15 protein-coding genes are annotated in these 17,798 nt (G+C 68.8%); 4 read left to right on the forward strand and 11 right to left on the reverse strand.

Features of this window, described 5'->3' with window-relative positions:
- Positions 1–110 precede the first annotated feature (110 nt).
- The gene (locus F1734_RS04065) at positions 111–485 is read right to left on the reverse strand and encodes an SHOCT domain-containing protein (protein WP_010594957.1); all 375 of its coding nucleotides are present in this window, start codon (positions 483–485) and stop codon (positions 111–113) included.
- Positions 486–617: 132 nt separating this feature from the next.
- The gene (gene leuA / locus F1734_RS04070; protein ID WP_010594958.1) at positions 618–2,426 is read right to left on the reverse strand and encodes a 2-isopropylmalate synthase; all 1,809 of its coding nucleotides are present in this window, start codon (positions 2,424–2,426) and stop codon (positions 618–620) included.
- A gap of 366 nt (positions 2,427–2,792) precedes the next feature.
- On the opposite strand from leuA, the gene F1734_RS04075 reads away from it, so the two are divergent.
- The 3 genes from F1734_RS04075 to F1734_RS04085 all read left to right on the forward strand — a co-directional run bounded on the left by F1734_RS04075 (position 2,793) and on the right by F1734_RS04085 (position 6,658).
- The gene (locus F1734_RS04075) at positions 2,793–4,010 is read left to right on the forward strand and encodes a DUF4185 domain-containing protein (protein ID WP_010594959.1); all 1,218 of its coding nucleotides are present in this window, start codon (positions 2,793–2,795) and stop codon (positions 4,008–4,010) included.
- 347 nt (positions 4,011–4,357) lie between these two features.
- Positions 4,358–5,623, forward strand: a complete 1,266-nt coding sequence (locus F1734_RS04080; protein WP_003935350.1) for an aspartate kinase — start codon at positions 4,358–4,360, stop codon at positions 5,621–5,623.
- 3 nt (positions 5,624–5,626) lie between these two features.
- Positions 5,627–6,658, forward strand: a complete 1,032-nt coding sequence (locus tag F1734_RS04085) for an aspartate-semialdehyde dehydrogenase (protein WP_048773649.1) — start codon at positions 5,627–5,629, stop codon at positions 6,656–6,658.
- A 122-nt stretch (positions 6,659–6,780) separates the two neighbouring features.
- Here F1734_RS04085 and F1734_RS04090 read toward each other — a convergent pair whose 3' ends face one another.
- The 4 genes from F1734_RS04090 to F1734_RS04105 are packed head-to-tail and all read right to left on the reverse strand — an operon-like array spanning position 6,781 to position 10,795.
- Positions 6,781–6,927, reverse strand: a complete 147-nt coding sequence (locus F1734_RS04090; protein WP_156525141.1) for a hypothetical protein — start codon at positions 6,925–6,927, stop codon at positions 6,781–6,783.
- On the reverse strand, positions 6,924–7,223 hold the full coding sequence (locus F1734_RS04095; protein WP_017681845.1) for a hypothetical protein: 300 nt from the start codon (positions 7,221–7,223) through the stop codon (positions 6,924–6,926). Before F1734_RS04095 ends, F1734_RS04090 begins: the two co-directional genes overlap by 4 nt.
- 23 nt (positions 7,224–7,246) lie before the next feature.
- Entirely contained in the window at positions 7,247–8,401 is a 1,155-nt protein-coding gene (locus F1734_RS04100; RefSeq protein ID WP_203011376.1) for a dihydrolipoamide acetyltransferase family protein, read from the reverse strand.
- Between the two features lie 42 nt (positions 8,402–8,443).
- Entirely contained in the window at positions 8,444–10,795 is a 2,352-nt protein-coding gene (locus F1734_RS04105) for a transketolase-like TK C-terminal-containing protein (protein WP_238424097.1), read from the reverse strand.
- 265 nt (positions 10,796–11,060) lie between these two features.
- Here F1734_RS04105 and F1734_RS04110 point away from each other — a divergent pair, with 265 nt between their 5' ends.
- Positions 11,061–11,537: an Lrp/AsnC family transcriptional regulator gene (locus tag F1734_RS04110; RefSeq protein WP_059175037.1), complete on the forward strand. Its 477-nt coding sequence runs from the start codon at positions 11,061–11,063 to the stop codon at positions 11,535–11,537.
- 11 nt (positions 11,538–11,548) lie between these two features.
- On the opposite strand, the gene F1734_RS04115 is transcribed toward F1734_RS04110, so the two are convergent.
- The 5 genes from F1734_RS04115 to F1734_RS04135 all read right to left on the reverse strand — a co-directional run bounded on the left by F1734_RS04115 (position 11,549) and on the right by F1734_RS04135 (position 17,546).
- Complete coding sequence (locus F1734_RS04115) at positions 11,549–12,175, reverse strand: malonic semialdehyde reductase (protein ID WP_017681849.1); 627 nt, start codon at positions 12,173–12,175, stop codon at positions 11,549–11,551.
- A gap of 8 nt (positions 12,176–12,183) precedes the next feature.
- On the reverse strand, positions 12,184–14,172 hold the full coding sequence (locus F1734_RS04120; protein ID WP_017681850.1) for an acetoacetate--CoA ligase: 1,989 nt from the start codon (positions 14,170–14,172) through the stop codon (positions 12,184–12,186).
- A gap of 96 nt (positions 14,173–14,268) precedes the next feature.
- A complete protein-coding gene (locus tag F1734_RS04125; protein WP_203011377.1) occupies positions 14,269–16,035 on the reverse strand; it encodes an FAD-dependent oxidoreductase in 1,767 nt (588 codons plus the stop codon).
- Positions 16,028–16,918: a fumarylacetoacetate hydrolase family protein gene (locus tag F1734_RS04130; protein WP_048773657.1), complete on the reverse strand. Its 891-nt coding sequence runs from the start codon at positions 16,916–16,918 to the stop codon at positions 16,028–16,030. Before F1734_RS04130 ends, F1734_RS04125 begins: the two co-directional genes overlap by 8 nt.
- A 55-nt stretch (positions 16,919–16,973) precedes the next feature.
- Positions 16,974–17,546: a VOC family protein gene (locus tag F1734_RS04135; protein ID WP_017681853.1), complete on the reverse strand. Its 573-nt coding sequence runs from the start codon at positions 17,544–17,546 to the stop codon at positions 16,974–16,976.
- Between the last annotated feature and the right edge of the window lie 252 nt (positions 17,547–17,798).

Consider the following 17,798-nt stretch of genomic DNA (forward strand, 5'->3'; position numbering starts at 1 on the left):
GAAGCGCCGTCCTCCCTCCGGGTGGTGGTGCGGTTGCGGTCTGAGCCGGGAATCTCCTGCCTTCAGGAAGGAGAGGCGTTAACGTTCTCGTTCCGGCAGGCAGCAGATGGTCAGGACAGCGCCTTGGCCTTGAGAGCCTGGTACTCGGCTTCGGTGATGGTGCCCGCGTCGAGCAGCGCCTTGGCGTCGGCGATGTGCTCGGCGGGGGACTTGCCGGCGACCTCGCGGATGTAGCTGTCCTGGGCCTGCTTGACCTGGGCGTATTCCCGTGCGGACCGCTCGGCCATGCCCTTGCCGTTGACGATCAGGTAGATCAGGGCGGTGAGGAACGGCAGGAAGATCAGGAAGACGATCCAGATCGCCTTGATCCAGCCGGACTGCTGGTGGTTGCGGAACAGGTCGCCGATGATCGAGAAGAGCACCATCAGGTACGCGATGAACGCGAAGCTGATGATGATGAACCAGATGATGTCCCAGAAATCCATGTGACGCTCCCTTTCGTGGGGCACGCGCGAGGTGGGAAAACGCGGAATGCGGCGGCACTCCCCGGGGAAGAGTACCGCCGCATTCGTCCGAATTCCTGCCGAATCGACCGGCGTTCGCGGGACCCGGAGGGCTCAGTGCGCCCGGTTCACCGCCGACACCACCGCGCGCAGCGAGGCCGTCGTGATGGACGGTGCGATGCCGGCGCCCCAGACCAGGGTCGTGACGCCGTCGGGCCGGGTCACGTCCGCTTCGACGTACGCGGCGGCGAGGGCGTCGTCGCCGGCCGACATGGCATGCTCGGCGTAGCCGCGGACGGCCACCTGGTAGCCCAGGGATTCCAGGGCGTCGACGAAGGCCGCGAGCGGACCGTTGCCGGACCCGGTGATCTCCTGTTCCTTGCCGTGGTACTTCACGACCGCGGTGACGGTGTCGGTGCCGTCGTCGGTCTCGGCCGCCGTGACCTTCTGCCGCATCCGCTCGAGCGGAGTGGTCGGAGCCAGGTACTCCTCGTGGAAGATGTCCCACATCTCCTTGGGGCTGACCTCGCCGCCCTCACCGTCGGTGACGCGCTGTACCGCCTGCGAGAACTCGATCTGCAGCCGTCGCGGCAGGTTCAGGCCGTGGTCGTGCTTCATGATGTACGCCACGCCGCCCTTGCCGGACTGCGAGTTGACCCGGATCACGGCCTCGTAGCTGCGGCCCACGTCCTTCGGGTCGATGGGCAGATACGGCACCGCCCAGGTCAGGTCGTCGACGTCGGTGCCCGCGGCATCGGCGTCGGCCTTCATCATGTCCATGCCCTTGTTGATGGCGTCCTGGTGGCTGCCGGAGAAGGCGGTGTAGACCAGGTCACCGCCGTAGGGGTGCCGCTCGGGCACGGGCAGCTGGTTGCAGTACTCGACGGTGCGGCGGATCTCGTCGATGTCGGAGAAGTCGATCTGCGGATCCACGCCCCGGCTGAACATGTTCAGGCCCAGGGTCACCAGGCACACGTTGCCGGTGCGCTCGCCGTTGCCGAACAGGCAGCCCTCGATGCGGTCGGCGCCGGCCTGGTAGCCCAGTTCGGCCGCCGCGACACCGGTGCCGCGGTCGTTGTGCGGATGCAGTGACAGGATGATCGAGTCGCGCTTGGCCAGGTTGCGGTGCATCCACTCGATCGAGTCGGCGTACACGTTCGGCGTGGCCATCTCGACCGTGGCCGGCAGGTTGATGATCACCGGGTTCTCGGGGGTCGCGCCCAGGGTGTCGACGACCGCGTCGCACACCTCCTTGGCATACGACAGTTCCGTGCCGGTGTACGACTCGGGGGAGTACTCCCACCGCCAGTTCGTGTCGGGGTGGTTCTTCGCCTCCTCGAGCACCAGCTCGGCCGCGTCGGTGGCGATCTTCTTGACCGTGTCCTTGTCCGCCCGGAACACCACGCGACGCTGCAGGATCGACGTCGAGTTGTAGAAGTGGACGATGGCCGAGTGGGCCCCGGCGCACGCCTCGAAGGTGCGCTTGATCAGCTCGGGGCGGGCCTGCGTCAGCACCTGGATGGTGACGTCGTCGGGAATCGCGTTGTCCTCGATGATCTCTCGGACGAAGTCGAAGTCGGTCTGGCTCGCCGACGGGAAGCCGACCTCGATCTCCTTGTAGCCCATGCGTACCAGCAGGTCGAACATGCGCCGCTTGCGGGCGGGGCTCATGGGGTCGATGAGCGCCTGGTTGCCGTCACGCAGGTCCACCGCGCACCAGGCGGGCGCCCGGTCGATGATCTTGTCCGGCCAGGTGCGGTCGGGCAGCGTGATCGGCTCGACCTCCTCGGCGAACGGCCGGTACCGGTAGGTCGGCATCGAAGAGTTCTTCTGCTTGTTCCACGCCGGCTGATCGGCGGGGGCGGGCTTGCTCGGCGGCGTGATCGTGCGCGAGCCGGAGGTGAATGCGTCGGCGGGTGACATGACGTAGCTCCAAAAAATGGGGACCGGTGAGTCCGGATGAGGATACGACCGGCGCGACAACACCCCGCGACGGGAAGCCGGTCTGGTCAGATCCCGCCGCGGCGGCCGAGGAGAAGCGCGCGCTGCATGCCAGGCAGTGTACTCGCCGGCCCCGCCGGAGCCCACCCGGAGGTGAGGGATTCCATAAACGATCTCGAAACCGATCCCGAACAGCCGGGCCCGCGCGAACGTGACCCGATCGATACGAAGGGCCCCGCCGCGGTCCGTGCCGGTCCAATACGTTGACCTCATTCGTCACATGAGAATCACCTGTCACAGAAGTCCTGCGGAAGACGCGATCCGGTCACCCGGACGGGAGGAGAGTTCATGAGCGCGGTCCGGTCGGCGACGACGTTCACCTCCGCGCTGCTGCTGGCGCTCGGCTGCGCGGTGCCGTTCGCCGCCACCGCCCACGCCGAACCCTGCGGGAATTCCGGACCCGGAAGCAGCGGCTTCGGCAGCAGCAACCCCGGTGCCGGGACACCACAGGGACCGCTCCCGACGATCACCTCCGGTCCCACCCGCACCGTCGCCTGGGTCACCGGGCCGCGCAGCCCGAACCGGACCGACACCCGGTTCTCCGTCTCGGGTACCGATCTGGGAATCATGTGGGACAACGGTGAAACCGGACCCGGCCGCCAGGTGCTCATGGCCTTCGGCGACACCTTCGGCGACTGCTCGGTCGAGGGCGACGAATGGCGCCGCAACATCCTCATGCGCAGCGCGGACACCGAGCTGTCGGACGGCATCGCCGTGCCCGAGCCCCGCCCCGGCGATCCCTCTTCCGGCGCACCGGTGCTCGCCTCCGACCCGAACTTCGCCCGGGAGATCCTCGGCAGCATCGGCATCGACGGGGTCGAGACCACCGTCGTGCCCACCGCCGCTGTCGCCGTCGGCGGCACCCAGTACATCAACTTCATGTCGGTGCGCGCCTGGGGCGAGCCCGGGGAATGGTGGACCAACGCCTCCGCCCTCGCGTACTCGACCGACAACGGTGAGACGTGGACCGTCGACCCGGCCACCGCGCGGATCAACACACCGGTGGAGGTGCCCGGCGTCCAGCAGCTGGCCGTCGGCAACGCCGGGTTCCAGCAGCACGCGTACGTCAAGCACGAGGGCTACGTCTACGACTTCGGCACGCCCAACGGCCGCTTCGGACCGGCCTACGTCTCCCGCGTGCCCGAGGCGCAGATCCGAGACCTCGGCGCCTACGAGTTCTGGACCGGCACCGGCTGGGTGCTCGGCGGAATCGATGCGGCAGTGCCCGTCGTCGACGGCCCGGTCGGCGAGATGTCGGTGCACTGGACCGGCAGCACCTTCGTCCTCCTCTACGGCAACGAGGAAGGCGGCCGGATCGAGATGCGCACGAGCGCGCGGCCGGAGGGCCCGTGGAGCGCGCCGCGCGTGCTCGTCACCAGTGCCCAGATCAGCGGCCTGTACGCGCCGTACATCCACCCGTGGTCCAGCGGCAACGACCTCTACTTCGTCGCGTCCCGCTGGAGCGACTACAACGTCATGCTGCTGCGCACGACCGTCGCGGGCTGAGCCGCTCGTCCCGAGCGGCCGTTGTCGGCCGCATCCCGCCGCGCGGACCCGCGTCCCGCCGCGCGGACCCGCGTCCCGCCGCGCGGACCCGCGTCCCGCCGCGCGGACCCGCGTCCCGCCGCGCGGACCCGCGTCCCGCCGCGCGGACCTGCAGCGTCCGCCGGCCCTCCCGCCCGCCGCTGCCGTTGCCGTCCGAGATCGCGTTCGGGCCCGGCGATTACGGTCTGCTGCCGAGGTTGCCGCCGGATGGGCGGGGCGGGTCGGGGCAGGTCGGGCCGCATCCCTTCGGGCCGCATCGGTAAGCTGGTCCCCTGGACTTGCACCCAAGACCCCGGAGGTTCGCCAGCGTGGCACTCGTCGTCCAGAAGTACGGAGGATCCTCGGTCGCGACGGCCGAACGGATCCGGCGCGTCGCTGAACGGATAGTCGAGACCAAGAAGGCGGGCAACGACGTCGTCGTGGTCGTGTCGGCGATGGGCGACACCACCGACGAGCTGCTCGACCTCGCTCAGCAGGTGTGCCCCGCCCCGCCGGCGCGTGAGATGGACATGCTCCTCACCTCCGGTGAGCGCATCTCCAACGCCCTGGTCGCGATGGCGATCCACTCGCTCGGCGCCGAGGCACGCTCGTTCACCGGCTCCCAGGCCGGCGTGATCACGACGGGCAGCCACGGCAACGCGAAGATCATCGACGTCACCCCCGGCCGCGTCCGGACCGCGCTCGACGAGGGCAGCATCGTCCTCGTCGCCGGTTTCCAGGGCGTGAGCCAGGACAGCAAGGACATCACCACCCTCGGCCGCGGCGGGTCCGACACCACCGCCGTGGCCCTGGCCGCGGCGCTCGACGCCGATGTCTGCGAGATCTACACCGACGTCGACGGCGTCTTCACTGCCGACCCGCGCATCGTCAAGGACGCGCAGCGGCTCGAGAAGGTCTCGTTCGAGGAGATGCTCGAGCTCGCGGCCTGCGGCGCGAAGGTGCTCATGCTGCGCTGCGTCGAGTACGCCCGCCGCTACAACGTGCCCGTGCACGTTCGTTCGTCGTACACCACCAAGCCCGGCACCATCGTGTCCGGATCGATGGAGGACATCCCCGTGGAAGAGGCTCTGATCACCGGCGTCGCGCACGATCGCGGCGAGGCCAAGGTCACCGTCGTCGGCCTGCCCGACACTCCCGGCTACGCCGCGAAGGTGTTCCGCGCCGTCGCCGAGGCCGAGATCAACATCGACATGGTGTTGCAGAACATCTCCAAGGTGGAGACCGGCAAGACCGACATCACCTTCACCCTGCCGAAGAGCGACGGCCCACGTGCCGTGGAGTTGCTGAGCAAGCAGCAGGAGGAGATCGGCTTCACCCAGGTGCTGTTCGACGACCACATCGGCAAGGTCTCGCTCGTCGGTGCCGGAATGAAGAGCCATCCGGGCGTCACGGCGAAGTTCTGCGAGGCCCTCGCGGACGCGGGCATCAACATCGATCTCATCTCCACCTCGGAGATCCGCATCTCGGTGCTCGTCGACGACACCGAACTCGACGACGCGGTGCGCGCCCTGCACGCCGCCTTCGAACTCGGCGGCGACGAGGAAGCCGTCGTCCACGCCGGAACGGGACGGTAGATCATGACCACCATCGCAGTCGTAGGTGCCACCGGCCAGGTCGGCATCGTCATGCGCACCCTGCTCGAGGAGCGCAACTTTCCCGCCGACAAGGTGCGCTTCTTCGCCTCGGCCCGCTCGGCCGGCAAGAAGCTGCCGTTCCGCGGGGAGGAGATCGTCGTGGAGGACGCCGCGGCGACCTCCGACGAGGATCTGAAGGGCATCGACATCGCCCTGTTCTCGGCCGGTGCGACGCTCTCGCGTGCCCAGGCGCCGCGGTTCGCCGCCGCCGGGGCGGTCGTGGTCGACAACTCCTCGGCCTGGCGCAAGGACCCCGAGGTGCCGCTCGTCGTGAGCGAGGTGAACCCGCAGGAGGCGAAGAACCCGCCGAAGGGCATCATCGCCAACCCGAACTGCACCACCATGGCCGCGATGCCGGTCCTGAAAGTGCTGCACGACGAAGCCGGCCTGCAGCGACTGATCGTCTCGAGCTACCAGGCGGTCTCCGGCAGCGGCATCGCGGGCGTCGAGGAGCTGCTCGGCCAGGCCCGCGCCGTCATCGGCGACGCCGAGAAGCTCGTGCACGACGGCAGCGCCGTCGACTTCCCGGCTCCGGACAAGTACGTCGCGCCGATTGCGTTCAACGTCCTGCCGCTCGCGGGTTCGCTCGTCGACGACGGCAGCGGCGAGACCGACGAGGACCAGAAGCTGCGCAACGAGTCCCGCAAGATCCTCGGACTCCCGGATCTGCTGGTCTCGGGTACCTGCGTGCGCGTGCCGGTGATCACCGGCCACTCGCTGTCGATCAACGCCGAGTTCGAACGCCCGCTGTCGGTGGAGCGCGCGAACGAACTGCTCGCGAACGCCCCCGGCGTGCGCCTCGTGGATGTTCCGACGCCGCTGCAGGCCGCCGGCCAGGATCCGTCGCTGGTGGGCCGGGTCCGGCAGGATCCGGGTGTGCCGGACGGCCGCGGTCTCGCGCTGTTCGTCTCGGGGGACAACCTGCGGAAGGGCGCCGCCCTCAACACCATTCAGATCGCCGAGCTGCTGGTGTAGGTTCTTCGCCCCGAAGGGGAGGTTGCCGCGACACGTCGCCGGCAACCTCCCCCTCGTCGTTCTCGGGGGACGTCGACGCATGGGCGCGGCGTTCCTCGTGCCGGTTTCGCCGGCAGAGACGATCAGGATGCGGTTGTGTCCTCCGACGAGACCGGGTCCTCCGACGAGACCGGTTCATCGGATTCGTCGAACAACGGCCGGTTCCCCTGAGCGAGCATGAGGTGGTCGTTGTGGGGTTCGGCTGCCGTGGCGGCGGTGGTCGTGTTCACGGGCGTTTCTCTACGGTCGCCTGGGACAGGCGAACCTCGGGCGGAGCGATCGGTTTGTCGAAGGCGGGGCGTGCGGGTCGCGTCGAACGGGACAGCTTCGAGACGCAGAACTGTCGTAGGAATGTACGGGTCGCGAAATCCACCTCATCCGTCGGAGTGGTGGTCACCATCGCCAGAAGACGTCGGTAGAACACCGCGGGGGTGAGCCCGAATTCGGGGAGGATGTGCTCGTCTCCTCCGCCGAAGGGGGACCACTTGGCGGCGAATGCCAGCATCGCGCGATCGTCCGGGCGCATGTGTGCTCCTTCCGGGTGGGCGATCAGGTCAGGTCGGCTGTGGTGAAGCCGTGTTCGAGGGTGTTCTTGACGGTGGTGAGGAAGCGGGCGGCGTCGGCGCCGTCGACGATGCGGTGGTCGTAGGTGATCGACAGGTAGGCCATCGAGCGCACGTCGATGCGGAGTTCACCGTCGGCTCGGGTGGGGATCAGTCGTTCGACGACGGCGCCGACACCGAGGATGCCGGTCTGGGGTTGGTTGAGGATCGGGGTGTCGAACAGGGCGCCGCGGCTGCCGGTGTTGGTGAGGGTGAAGGTGCCGCCGGTCAGTTCGTCCGGGGAGATGGTGCCGGTGCGGACCTTCTCGGCCTTGTCGGCGACGGCCCGGGCGAGTCCTTCGATGCCGAGCGTGTGGGCGTCGCGGAGGACCGGCACCATCAGCCCTTTGTCGCTGTCGACCGCCATGCCCAGGTGGCAGTGGTGGTGGTAGGTGACCTCGGTGACCGCGGTGTTCAGCGAGGCGTTGAGAACCCGGTGCTCGGCGAGCGCATGGACGGCGGCCTTGGCGAAGAACGGCAGGAACGACAGCTTGATCCCCGTTCGCCGCAGAAAGTCGTCCTTGTGGGCGGCCCGCAGCCGGGCGATCGCGGTGACGTCCACCTCGAGCACCGTGGTCAGCTGCGCGGCGGTCTGCAGCGAGTCGACCATTCGCCGGGCGATGGTGCGGCGGATGCGGGGCAGCTTCTCCACCGTCGACCCGTCTGAACCGGCGTGGTCCTGTGGCCAGGATGCATCTTGGGCAGGAATCCGAGGTGCCGGGGGCGACGGCCGCAGGGGAGGAGCCGTCGCCCCCGGAACCGGGGGCGCCGCCGCAGCCGGGGATGCCGGGTCCGCAGCGGGCGCCGGGAGGGGTGGCGCAGGGGGTGTGGGCGCCGATCCGGTGCCCGGTGCGGCGATGACGGCCAGGTCGGTGCCGACGGTGACGACGTCGTTCTCCTCGGCGAGGATCCGCTGCAGGACACCGGTGACGGGCGCGGGGATTTCGGTGTCGACCTTGTCGGTGGCGACCTCGAGCAGCGGCTCGTCGGCGGTGACGTGGTCGCCGGGTTGTTTGAGCCAGCGGGTGACGGTGCCCTCGTCGACGCCCTCGCCGAGGGCCGGCATGCGCACGGTGGTGCCGGTGAGTTGTCCGGTGGTCATGGGGGTCTCTTCTGTCTCCGGTGATGCGGGAACGGTGCCAGGTCAGGGAAGGAGGTCGAGGGCGGCGGCGACGATGCTGTCGGTGTCGATGCCGTGGTAGCGGTAGACGTCGTCGAGCCCACCGACCTGCCCGAAGCGGCTGACGCCGAGGCAGGTGCTGCGCACCCGGTTGATGCCGGCGAGGAAGGCCAGGGTGTGGGGGTGGCCGTCGAGGACGGTGACCATCGGGGTGGCGCGGTCGGCGGGGAAGAGCTGATCGAGGATCCAGCTCTCACCGCGGCCGCGGCCCTGGCGGGCCTGCCAGGCCTCGAACAGCAGTCCGGGGCTGGTGATGCACAGCACGTCGGCGCGCGCCCCGGTGGCCTCGAGCCGGTCCGCGGCGGCGAGCGCCTCGGTGAGCATCGCGCCCATCGCCACGATCGTCACCTGCGCGCCCTCGCGGCGCCGGATCGGGTAGCCGCCGGCGACGACCTGGCGGCGGCGGCGTTCGCGCGCGGCCGGGTCGGTGGGCACGGCGGCGAGGGTCTGATCGACCGGGCGGGTCGACAGCCGCAGGTACGCCGAGGTGCCGTCGGGGCGGCCGAGCCGGGCGAGGGAGGCGAGCAGGGTCCATTCGACGTCGAGGGCGAAGGCCGGTTCGTAGCTGATGCAGCCGGGTTGTTCGAGACCGATCGAGGGGGTCTTGATCGACTGGTGCGCGCCGCCCTCGGCGGCGAGGGTGACCCCGGAGGGGGTGCCGACGAGGATGGACTGTCCGCCGGCGTAGATGCCGTACGACCAGGGCTCGAGGGCGCGTTCGACGAACGGGTCGTAGAGCACCCCGATGGGCAGCAGCGGCTGGCCCCAGCGGCTCCAGGTGGCGCCGAGTTCGCCGATCAGCCCGACCAGGTTGGTTTCGGCGATGCCGAGTTCCATGTGCTGGCCGGTGGGGCGTTCGTTCCAGTGCATGATCGTCTCGGCGTCGTCGGCGAACCAGTTGTGCCGCTCGGCCGCCGACCACACCCCGACCTTGTTCACCCAGCCGCCGAGGTTGGTGGTGGAGCTGACGTCGGGGCTGACGGTGACCACCCGCCCGGCGGCCTCGGGGGCTTCGCGGGTCAGGTCCAGCAGTACCCGGCCGAGGGCGGCCTGGGTGGTGGCGGTGCCCTTGGGGGTGCGGCCGATGTCGGTGGGCAGCGTCAGGGCCGGCAGCGCCGGGACCGGGTCGCGCCGCAGCCGGTCGGCGGCGGCCCGGCACAGCTGTCCTGCCGCGGTGTCGGCCGCGAACCGGCCCCACGGGTGCTGCGGGTCCATTCCCAAACCCGAGGCCAGTTGCGTGTATTCGTCGACCGTCAGCAGCGCGGAGTGGTTCTGCGGGTGCCCTTCGGTGGGCAGACCGTAGCCCTTGATGGTGTAGGCGATGATCACCGTGGGGCGGGTGTCGTCGATCTGCCGGTACGCCTGCGACAGGGCCTGCAGATCGTGCCCGCCGAGGTTGCGGACCGCGGCGGTCAGGGTCGCATCGTCGAGGGTGGCGATCAGCTCGGCGACCTGGGCGCTGCCGACACCGTCGCCGGGCAGCCGGTCGCGGACCTCGGCCGGGGTGCAGCGCAGCAGCCGCTGGTATTCCGGATTCGGCATGTCCAGGATGCGGGTGCGCAGCGCGTCCCCGCCGGGTCGGGTGAACAGTTCTTCGAGCAGCGTGCCGAACTTGACGGTGACGACCTGCCAGCCGGCGGCGTCGAACATCTTCTCCAGGCGGCGGGCGGCGATGTTGGGCACCACCCGGTCCAGGGACTGGCGGTTCAGATCGACGATCCACACCACCTCCCCGAGGTCGGTGATCCCGGGATCGAGGATGGCCTCCCAGACCGCGCCCTCGTCGAGTTCGGCGTCGCCGACCAGCGAGTACTGCCGGCCGCGGCCGGTGCCGGCGAGGTGGGTGTCGACGTAGCGGCGGGCCATCGCCCCCCAGATCGGGGCGGTGGCACCGATCCCGACCGACCCGGTGGAGTAGTCGACCGGGTCCGGGTCCTTCGCCCGGCTCGGATACGACTGCAGGCCCCCGAATTCGCGCAGGGTGGTCAGGTACTTCTCGTCCAGTTCGCCGAGCAGGTAGTTGATGCTGTGCAGCACCGGAGACGCGTGGGGTTTGACCGAGACCCGGTCGCCGGGACGCAGGTGCTCGAACCACAGGGCGGTCATGATCGAGACCATCGACGCGCAGGACGCCTGATGGCCACCGACTTTCAGGCCGGTGGGGTTGGGGCGGACCCGGTTCGCGTGGTGGATCATCGAGGTCGACAGCCACAACACCCGCTGCCGGATCGCCTCGAGGGCGGCGAGGTCCTCGCACGCACCGACCTGGCCGGTCGGGTACGAGGTCACGGAGTCGAAGGACACGGGCTGGGACATCGGAACTCTCCTTGAAGACAACAACGCGGAACCGGGCAGGGCTACTGCATCGGGCGCCGGGGGGAGCCGGCTCGGCCGGCGACGGATGAGAAGGGGCCGAGCGGCGAAGGAATCGGGAGGCCGACCGGATCGTGTCTGGGAGGCTGCCCGACCTGCGGGGTGTGACAACAGTCCACCAGTGGGTGTCTGTTTGCGCAATACTGGAACCAAGAATTGAGCATTATGCACCCCGCCGGCGGGTGTGGACGAGAGGGAGGTGGGCACTGTGCCAAGCACACACCGAGCCGACCGGATCGACGCGCGAATCCTGACCGCCCTGTCCGACGACCCACGTGCCACCGTCCTGGCGGTGGCCGATCGAACAGGTCTGTCCCGCAACACTGTTCAAGCACGCCTGAGCAAGCTCGACGAGGCGGGGGCGCTGCGCTCGTTCGAACGCCGCGTCGACCCGGCCATCCTCGGGTATCCGCTGCAGGCGTACGTGCTCACCAACGTCACCCAGCGCAAACTCGACCGCGTCGGAGCCGCACTCGACGCGATACCCGAGGTCCTCGAAGTGCACGGCCTCAGCGGTGTCGCCGACCTGCTCGTCCACGTCGCGGCCCGGGACGCCGACGATCTGTATCGCATCGCCGGGGACATCTTGAACATCAAGGGCGTCAAACGCACCACCACGGCCCTGGTGATGCGCGAAATGGTGGACTACCGGGTGCGGCCACTGCTCGACACCCTCGCGGAGTAAGCAATCCACGATCACTCCCAGCGCAGGCACTCGCTGTGCTCGAGCCGCGGAAGCCGCTCGAACCAAGGGTTCTCACCGGGGTGTCCGATGTTGACGACCAGCAGCGACCGCCACTGCCCGTCGGGGAAGAAGTCCGCATCGAGGGCGGCGGCGTCGAAGCCGCTCATCGGCCCGGCCGCGAGACCGCGAGCCCGCACGGCGAGGATGAAGTAGCCGGCCTGTAGCGCCGCGTTCAGCTGGGCGGTGGCCGACCGGACTGCCTCGTTCGATTCGTAGAGCTGCCCGAGTTCGGGCTTGAACGGCAGCAGGGTGCCCATATGGTCGTGGAACCGGGTGTCCACGGCGAGAATCGCCGTGGCCGGAGCCGAAGCGGTCTTGGCCTTGTTGCCGTCGTTCATGTGGGTGACCAGACGATCGCGCCCGGATTCCTTGCGAACGAACACTGTTCGCAGCGGTTGCGTGTTCGCCCCCGTCGGTGCCCACCGCGCCAACTCCCAGATCTCGGTGAGCTGGTCGTCGGACACCGGGATGGGTGCGAAGGAGTTCGCGGTCCGCGCCGCGGTGAACAACGCCTCGAGTGCCCGTTCTTCGACAGGCTCGAGCCGGTGGGGTGCAGGGTTCTCTACGGTGTCGGTCACGGCAGTCCTCACTGATGTCGTGTCTGGCGAGAGCGGTGAAAGGCGTTGGCGTAGTCGATGTACCAGTCCAAGGCATCGGTATCGGCGACGGTGGCCCGGTTCAGTGCACTCTCCGGCGACGCCCCTTGGATGAGCTTCTTGATCGGCACCTCGAGGCGCTTGCCGGTGCGGGTGGTGGGTACGGCCGGGACGTCGACGATCTCGTCGGGCACGTGACGCGGTGAAACCTCGGTGCGGATGGTGGTGCGGATCTTGTCGACGAGGGCGTCGTCGAGGTCGTGACCGTCGTGGAGCACGACGAACAGGGGCATGTGGTAGCCGCCGTCGGGGAGTTCGGCGCCGATGACCAGGGCGTCGGCGATCTCGGGGAGGGCTTCGACAGCCTGGTAGATGTCGGCCGAGCCCATCCGCACACCGCCGCGGTTGATGGTCGAATCGGAGCGGCCGTGGATCCGGCAGCTGCCGTGGCCGGTGATGGTGATCCAGTCGCCGTGCCGCCACACTCCGGGGAAGGTGTCGAAGTACGCGTCGTGGTAGCGGTGACCGTCGGGGTCGTTCCAGAAGTAGATCGGCATCGACGGCATCGGCGCGGTGATGACCATCTCCCCGACCTCGTCGGTGACCGGCTCTCCGTCGGCATTCCAGGCCTCGACTGCGACACCGAGGCACGGCCCCTGCAGCTCGCCCGTGTACACCGGCTGGAGGGGATTGGCGCCGACGAACGCGGTGGCCACATCCGTCCCTCCGCTGTCGGAACCGAGGTGCACATCGGACGCGACCGCCTCGTACACCCAGGTCCAGGTGGACTCGGGCAGCGGGGAGCCGGTGCTCATGATCGACCGCAGCGAGCCGAGGTCGACGTCCGCACCCGGGGTGGCGCCGGCCTTCTCGCACAAGGTCAGGTAGGCGGCTCCGGTGCCGAAACGGGTGACGCGTTCCTTCCCGCAGATACGGAACAGGGTGTCCGGGCCGTCGGCGGTGGGGCTGCCGTCGTAGGTGACGATCGTCGCGCCGGTGACCATGGCGTCGACGAGCATGTTCCACACCACCCACGCGGTGCTGGCGGCGATGAACACCCGATCGGTGGGGCCGAGGTCGTAGTGCAGCGCGTTGGCCTTGAGGGATTCGAGCAGGATGCCGCCGTGCGAGTGCACGATGCCCTTGGGCAGTCCGGTGGTGCCGGAGCTGTAGAGAATCCACAGGGGATGGTCGAACGGCACCTGCTCGTACCGGGGCTCCGCGTCCCCGGTGATCAGCTCGGCGAAATCGAGGACACCGTCGGGAAGCGGTGTCGTGCTGTCGAGGGCGCGGACCAGGACGGTGTGCGCGACGGTGGGCAGCTGGGTCTGCAGCTCGGCGAGCAGGGCACGGCGGTCGACGGTCTTGTGGTTGAACCGGTAGCCGTCGACGCCGATGAGCACGGTCGGTTCGATCTGGGTGAACCGGTCCAGCAGTCCCTTGAGACCGAAGTCCGGGGCGCAGCACGACCACACCGCGCCGACGCTGGCCGCGGCGAGCACCGCGACCACCGTCGGCGCGATGTTCGGCAGCACCGCCGCGATCCGGTCGCCGGGACGCACCCCCATAGCGCGGAACTGTGCGGCGAGATTGGCGACCTGGGACACCAGCTGGGCCCGCCCGATCTCGGATCGGTGGCCGTTCTCGTCGAGCGAGACGATTGCCGGGCCGTCGGCGTCGATGTGCCGTAGCAGGTTCTCCGCCCAGTTCAGCCGCGCGCCGGGGAACCACTGCGCTCCGGGCATCCGAGGCTCGGCCAGGGCCACCGAGCCCGGGTTCGAGGCCGACACGTCGAAGTACTCCCAGATCGAGGACCAGAACCCGTCGAGGTCGGTGATCGACCAGTGCCACAGCGACCGGTAATCGGTGGTGCGCACGTTCTTTTCGGTGGCGAGCCAGCGCTGGTACCGCGACATCCGGCAGGCGGCGACCCGCTCGGCAGCGGGAGACCACAACAGTTCGGGCTCGGGACCGGACATCGGTGGGGGTTTCCTTTCGACTGGTCTGCCACCCCCGCGACCGACCGAGGCATGCGCTGGTGAGTGCGCGGGGTCGGTCGCCGGGACGGCGTCGATTCAGCGGGACAGGAGGGTGCCGACGGTGCGGGCGAGCTCGTCGGCAGGATCGGTGACGCGTTCGGCGCTGCGCCAGGCGACGTGGTTGTCGGGGCGGACCAGGATCGCGCCGTCTTCTGCGATCTCGCGCAGTTCGTTCCATCGGCCGGTGGGATCGGTGTAGTCGGCGCCGTCGGCGATCGTGACGACCTTGATACGGATCCCGAACTTCTTCTCGACCGTGTCGGCCGCGGTCACCCAGGCCTCGCTCTCGGCGCCGGTGACGAGCACGAAGGCGGTGTCGGTGCCGGTGAGGTCGTGGGTGGAGACCCGGCGGCCGTGGTGCTCGATCCAGGCGTGGGGAAGTCGGTGGCCGGGGCGGGTGGTGGGGAAGTACACGCTGCCCATCGGGTCCCGCGGCGGAGCGTCGCTGCCGTCGGGCACCAGGGCGCCGTCCTGGTAGGCGAAGCCGATCTCGAGGTCGTGCGCCTGGAACTCGGTGCGCTGGGTGTTGGCGACCTCGAACGCCCGCGCCCGGCGGGTTTCGCCCATCGGGGTGTCGGAGAAGAAGTCGCGGAACACCTGGGTGCGAACCTCGAGAGGCTGATCGGGGCTCAGCCCGAGGCCGGCGTCGATGACCATGTGGTTGAGGAAGGTGAACGTGGCCCAGTCGACGTTGCGCATGCCCACCGGGCGCCGTTCCGGTTCGTAGGTGTCGAGCAGCGCGGGGGAGGCGTCCCCCCGCAGGACGGCGGCGAGTTTCCACACCAGGTTGTGGGCGTCCTGGATGGCGGTGTTGAGCCCGAGACCGGTGGTCGGGGGGTGCCGGTGGGCGGCGTCCCCGGCGAGGAAGATCCGGCCGACCTGGTACTTGTCGGCGAGGACCCCTTCGAGGATCCAGTGGCTGACCTTGTGCACCTGCGGTTCGAGGTCGGGCAGCTCGAGCAGTTCCCGCAGCCGGGGCACGATCGCCTCTTCGTCGAAGCGGTTGGGATCGTCCGGGCGGAAGGTGAAGTGGATGACGAACTCTTCCGAATGCTTGCCCCAGGTCGGTCCCATCGCGGCCATGGCGCCGCTGTGCCACGAGCCGGCCCCTTCCGGGTTGACCAGCCAGGTGATCAGCACGTCGTCTTCCCAGTACTGCGACAGATCCGCGGTGAAATGGGTGCTGACCATGTCCAGGATCCCGGTCGGGCCTTCCAGCGTCACCCCCAGTTCGGGTCCGACGGTCTTGCCGCCGTCCGCGGCGACCAGGTACTGGGCGTGGACGGTGTAGGTCTGCTGCGTGTCCCGGTCGAGGATGACCGCATCGACGCCGTCGTCGTCCTGGGTGAACGAGACCAGTTCCCGGTGGAAGTGGATCGAGCCCGGTGCGCGCCGCTCGGCGTGCGCGCGCAGCAGCGGCTCGAGCCGCACCTGCGGGTAGTTGCTCGACAGGCACGGGCTGTCGTCGGCGTACTTGTTCTCGAGGCCCCCGCCTCCGAAGGAGTCGAGGGTGAACAGGGTGCGGCCGTCGAGTTCGCCGTCGCCGCCCAGGGAGGTCACCCAGCGGGTCTTGCCCATGTTCTTCGGCGGCGTGCCGACCTCGTAGATCGAGTCCGCGACGCCGTACTGCCGGAGCACCTCCATGGTGCGCTGGTTGAGGTAGTGCGCCTTCGGCAGCGGCGAGGTGCCGGTGTGCCGCTCGACGAGATGGTGGTCGATGCCGTGCTCGGACAGCAGGATCGAGGTGGTCAGGCCGCAGCCGCCGCCGCCGACGACGAGTACGGGAACGGTGATGTCAGACATGGTGCGTGCTCCTGGAAACTGTGGTGAGAGGGTGGGGGCGGCCGGTGGCGACGAAGCGGTGGCGCATCTCGCCGATACCCTCGGCGCGGCTGACGAGTTCGTCGTCGGTGCCGATGAGCCGTTTGGGCTCGCGGGTGAAGCCGATGCCCGCGGGGGTGCCGGTGAAGATCAGATCGCCGGGACGCAGCGGCACGATCGACGACAGGTAGGACACCAGGACCGGGATCGGGAAGATCAGATGCCGGGTGCGGGACTTCTGCATGAGTTCACCCGAGAGCACGGTGCTCACCTCGAGGTCGTCACGATCGGCGAACTCGTCGGGGGTGACCAGCACGGGGCCGATCGGCGCGAAGCCGGTGAAGGACTTGCCGAGGGCGAACTGCTGCGGCGGCGGTCCGGACAACTGCAGCTCGCGTTCGGAGAGGTCCTGACCGAGGGTGAGGCCGGCGACGTGGTCCCAGCCCTGCGAGACGGGAACGTGGCGGGCTTCCTTACCGATGACCGCGACGAGTTCGACCTCGAAGTCCACCGAGCCGCCGGGGTGTTCGATGGTGTCGTACGGCCCGGTGATCGCGGCGGGGAACTTCGTGAACACGAAGGGCGCATCGGGCAATTCGAGACCGGATTCCTCGACGTGATCGGCGTAGTTCACGCCGACGGCGAAGATCTGGCCCGGCCGGGGAACCGGAGCGTGCAGCTCCGATTCGATCACCGAAGCAGCATCGGAGAAGTCCACTGTCCGGGCCCACGAGACGAACTCGTCCCAGCGCTCGAAGATCTGCTGGGGATCTGCGGAGAAGCGCCCGGCGCTGGCGGTTTCGACGTCGACGCCGCGTCCGTCCGCGACGAGGGTGAGCCGGCCGGATTGATTTGCCACACGCATGAGAACGAGTCCTTCGAGAGACGATCGAGTGTCGGTATCGGTAGAGACCGTCGGGTCAGCTGGTGAGCGCGACCATCGGATCGGGCAGGTGGGGGCTGGTCTCGAGAGCCCAGGCATGGGTGGTGATCTCCGAGACCGGGGTGCCCATCGCGAGCGCCTCACGCATCAACTCGGGGACGAACGACACACCGACGGGGTTGTTGCCGTATTCCGGCCCGTGCATGTACTCGGTCGCCTCCTCCGGGGTGGCGAAGTTGTCGATCTGCAGTTCGACGAAATTTCCGTCCGGGTCCTGGTAGTACAGCGACGTGGTCACCCCGTGCTGGATCGGCACCTTCGGTTCGATCCCCTCGGCCTTGAGCCTGTCGTAGCGGTCGAGCAGATCCTGCAGGGTGTCGAAGGTGTAGGCGGTGTGGTGCATGCCGGCGGCTCCGGGGTTGCGCGGCGCCAGTTCGACTGGGGCGCCGAGCAGAGCAACGCGGTGATGCTCCTCGTCGAAGGTGATGAAGCACAGGCCGTGGCCCTCGTAGACCACGTGAGCGTCGAGGACGGTGCAGTACCAGTCCCGCATCTCGTCGAAACGACTGGTCTGCAGCACAACGTGAGCGAACTTCGGTGTGGAGGTCATCGGTGTCTCCTTCGGAGCTGAACGTGGTCGTCGGTGCGAGACCTCGGGCGAATCCGGGCGGACCGCCACGGGGGCCGCTCCGGGCAACAGCGTGCTCAGGACGGGAACGCTGCTGTCTGGGGAAGCGACGGCGCTTCCGGGACGGGTTCGTGGTGTGGTCTCTGTCGTGTGATCTGTTGCACAATTCCATCCGAAGTCGCCTTGTGCGGCTACGGGCTGGAAGCCAAGAAATCCGGACAGAGTTGGTCTGGA

Origin of the sequence: Rhodococcus ruber (genome assembly GCF_016804345.1) — a bacterium.
GTDB lineage: Bacteria > Actinomycetota > Actinomycetes > Mycobacteriales > Mycobacteriaceae > Rhodococcus > Rhodococcus ruber.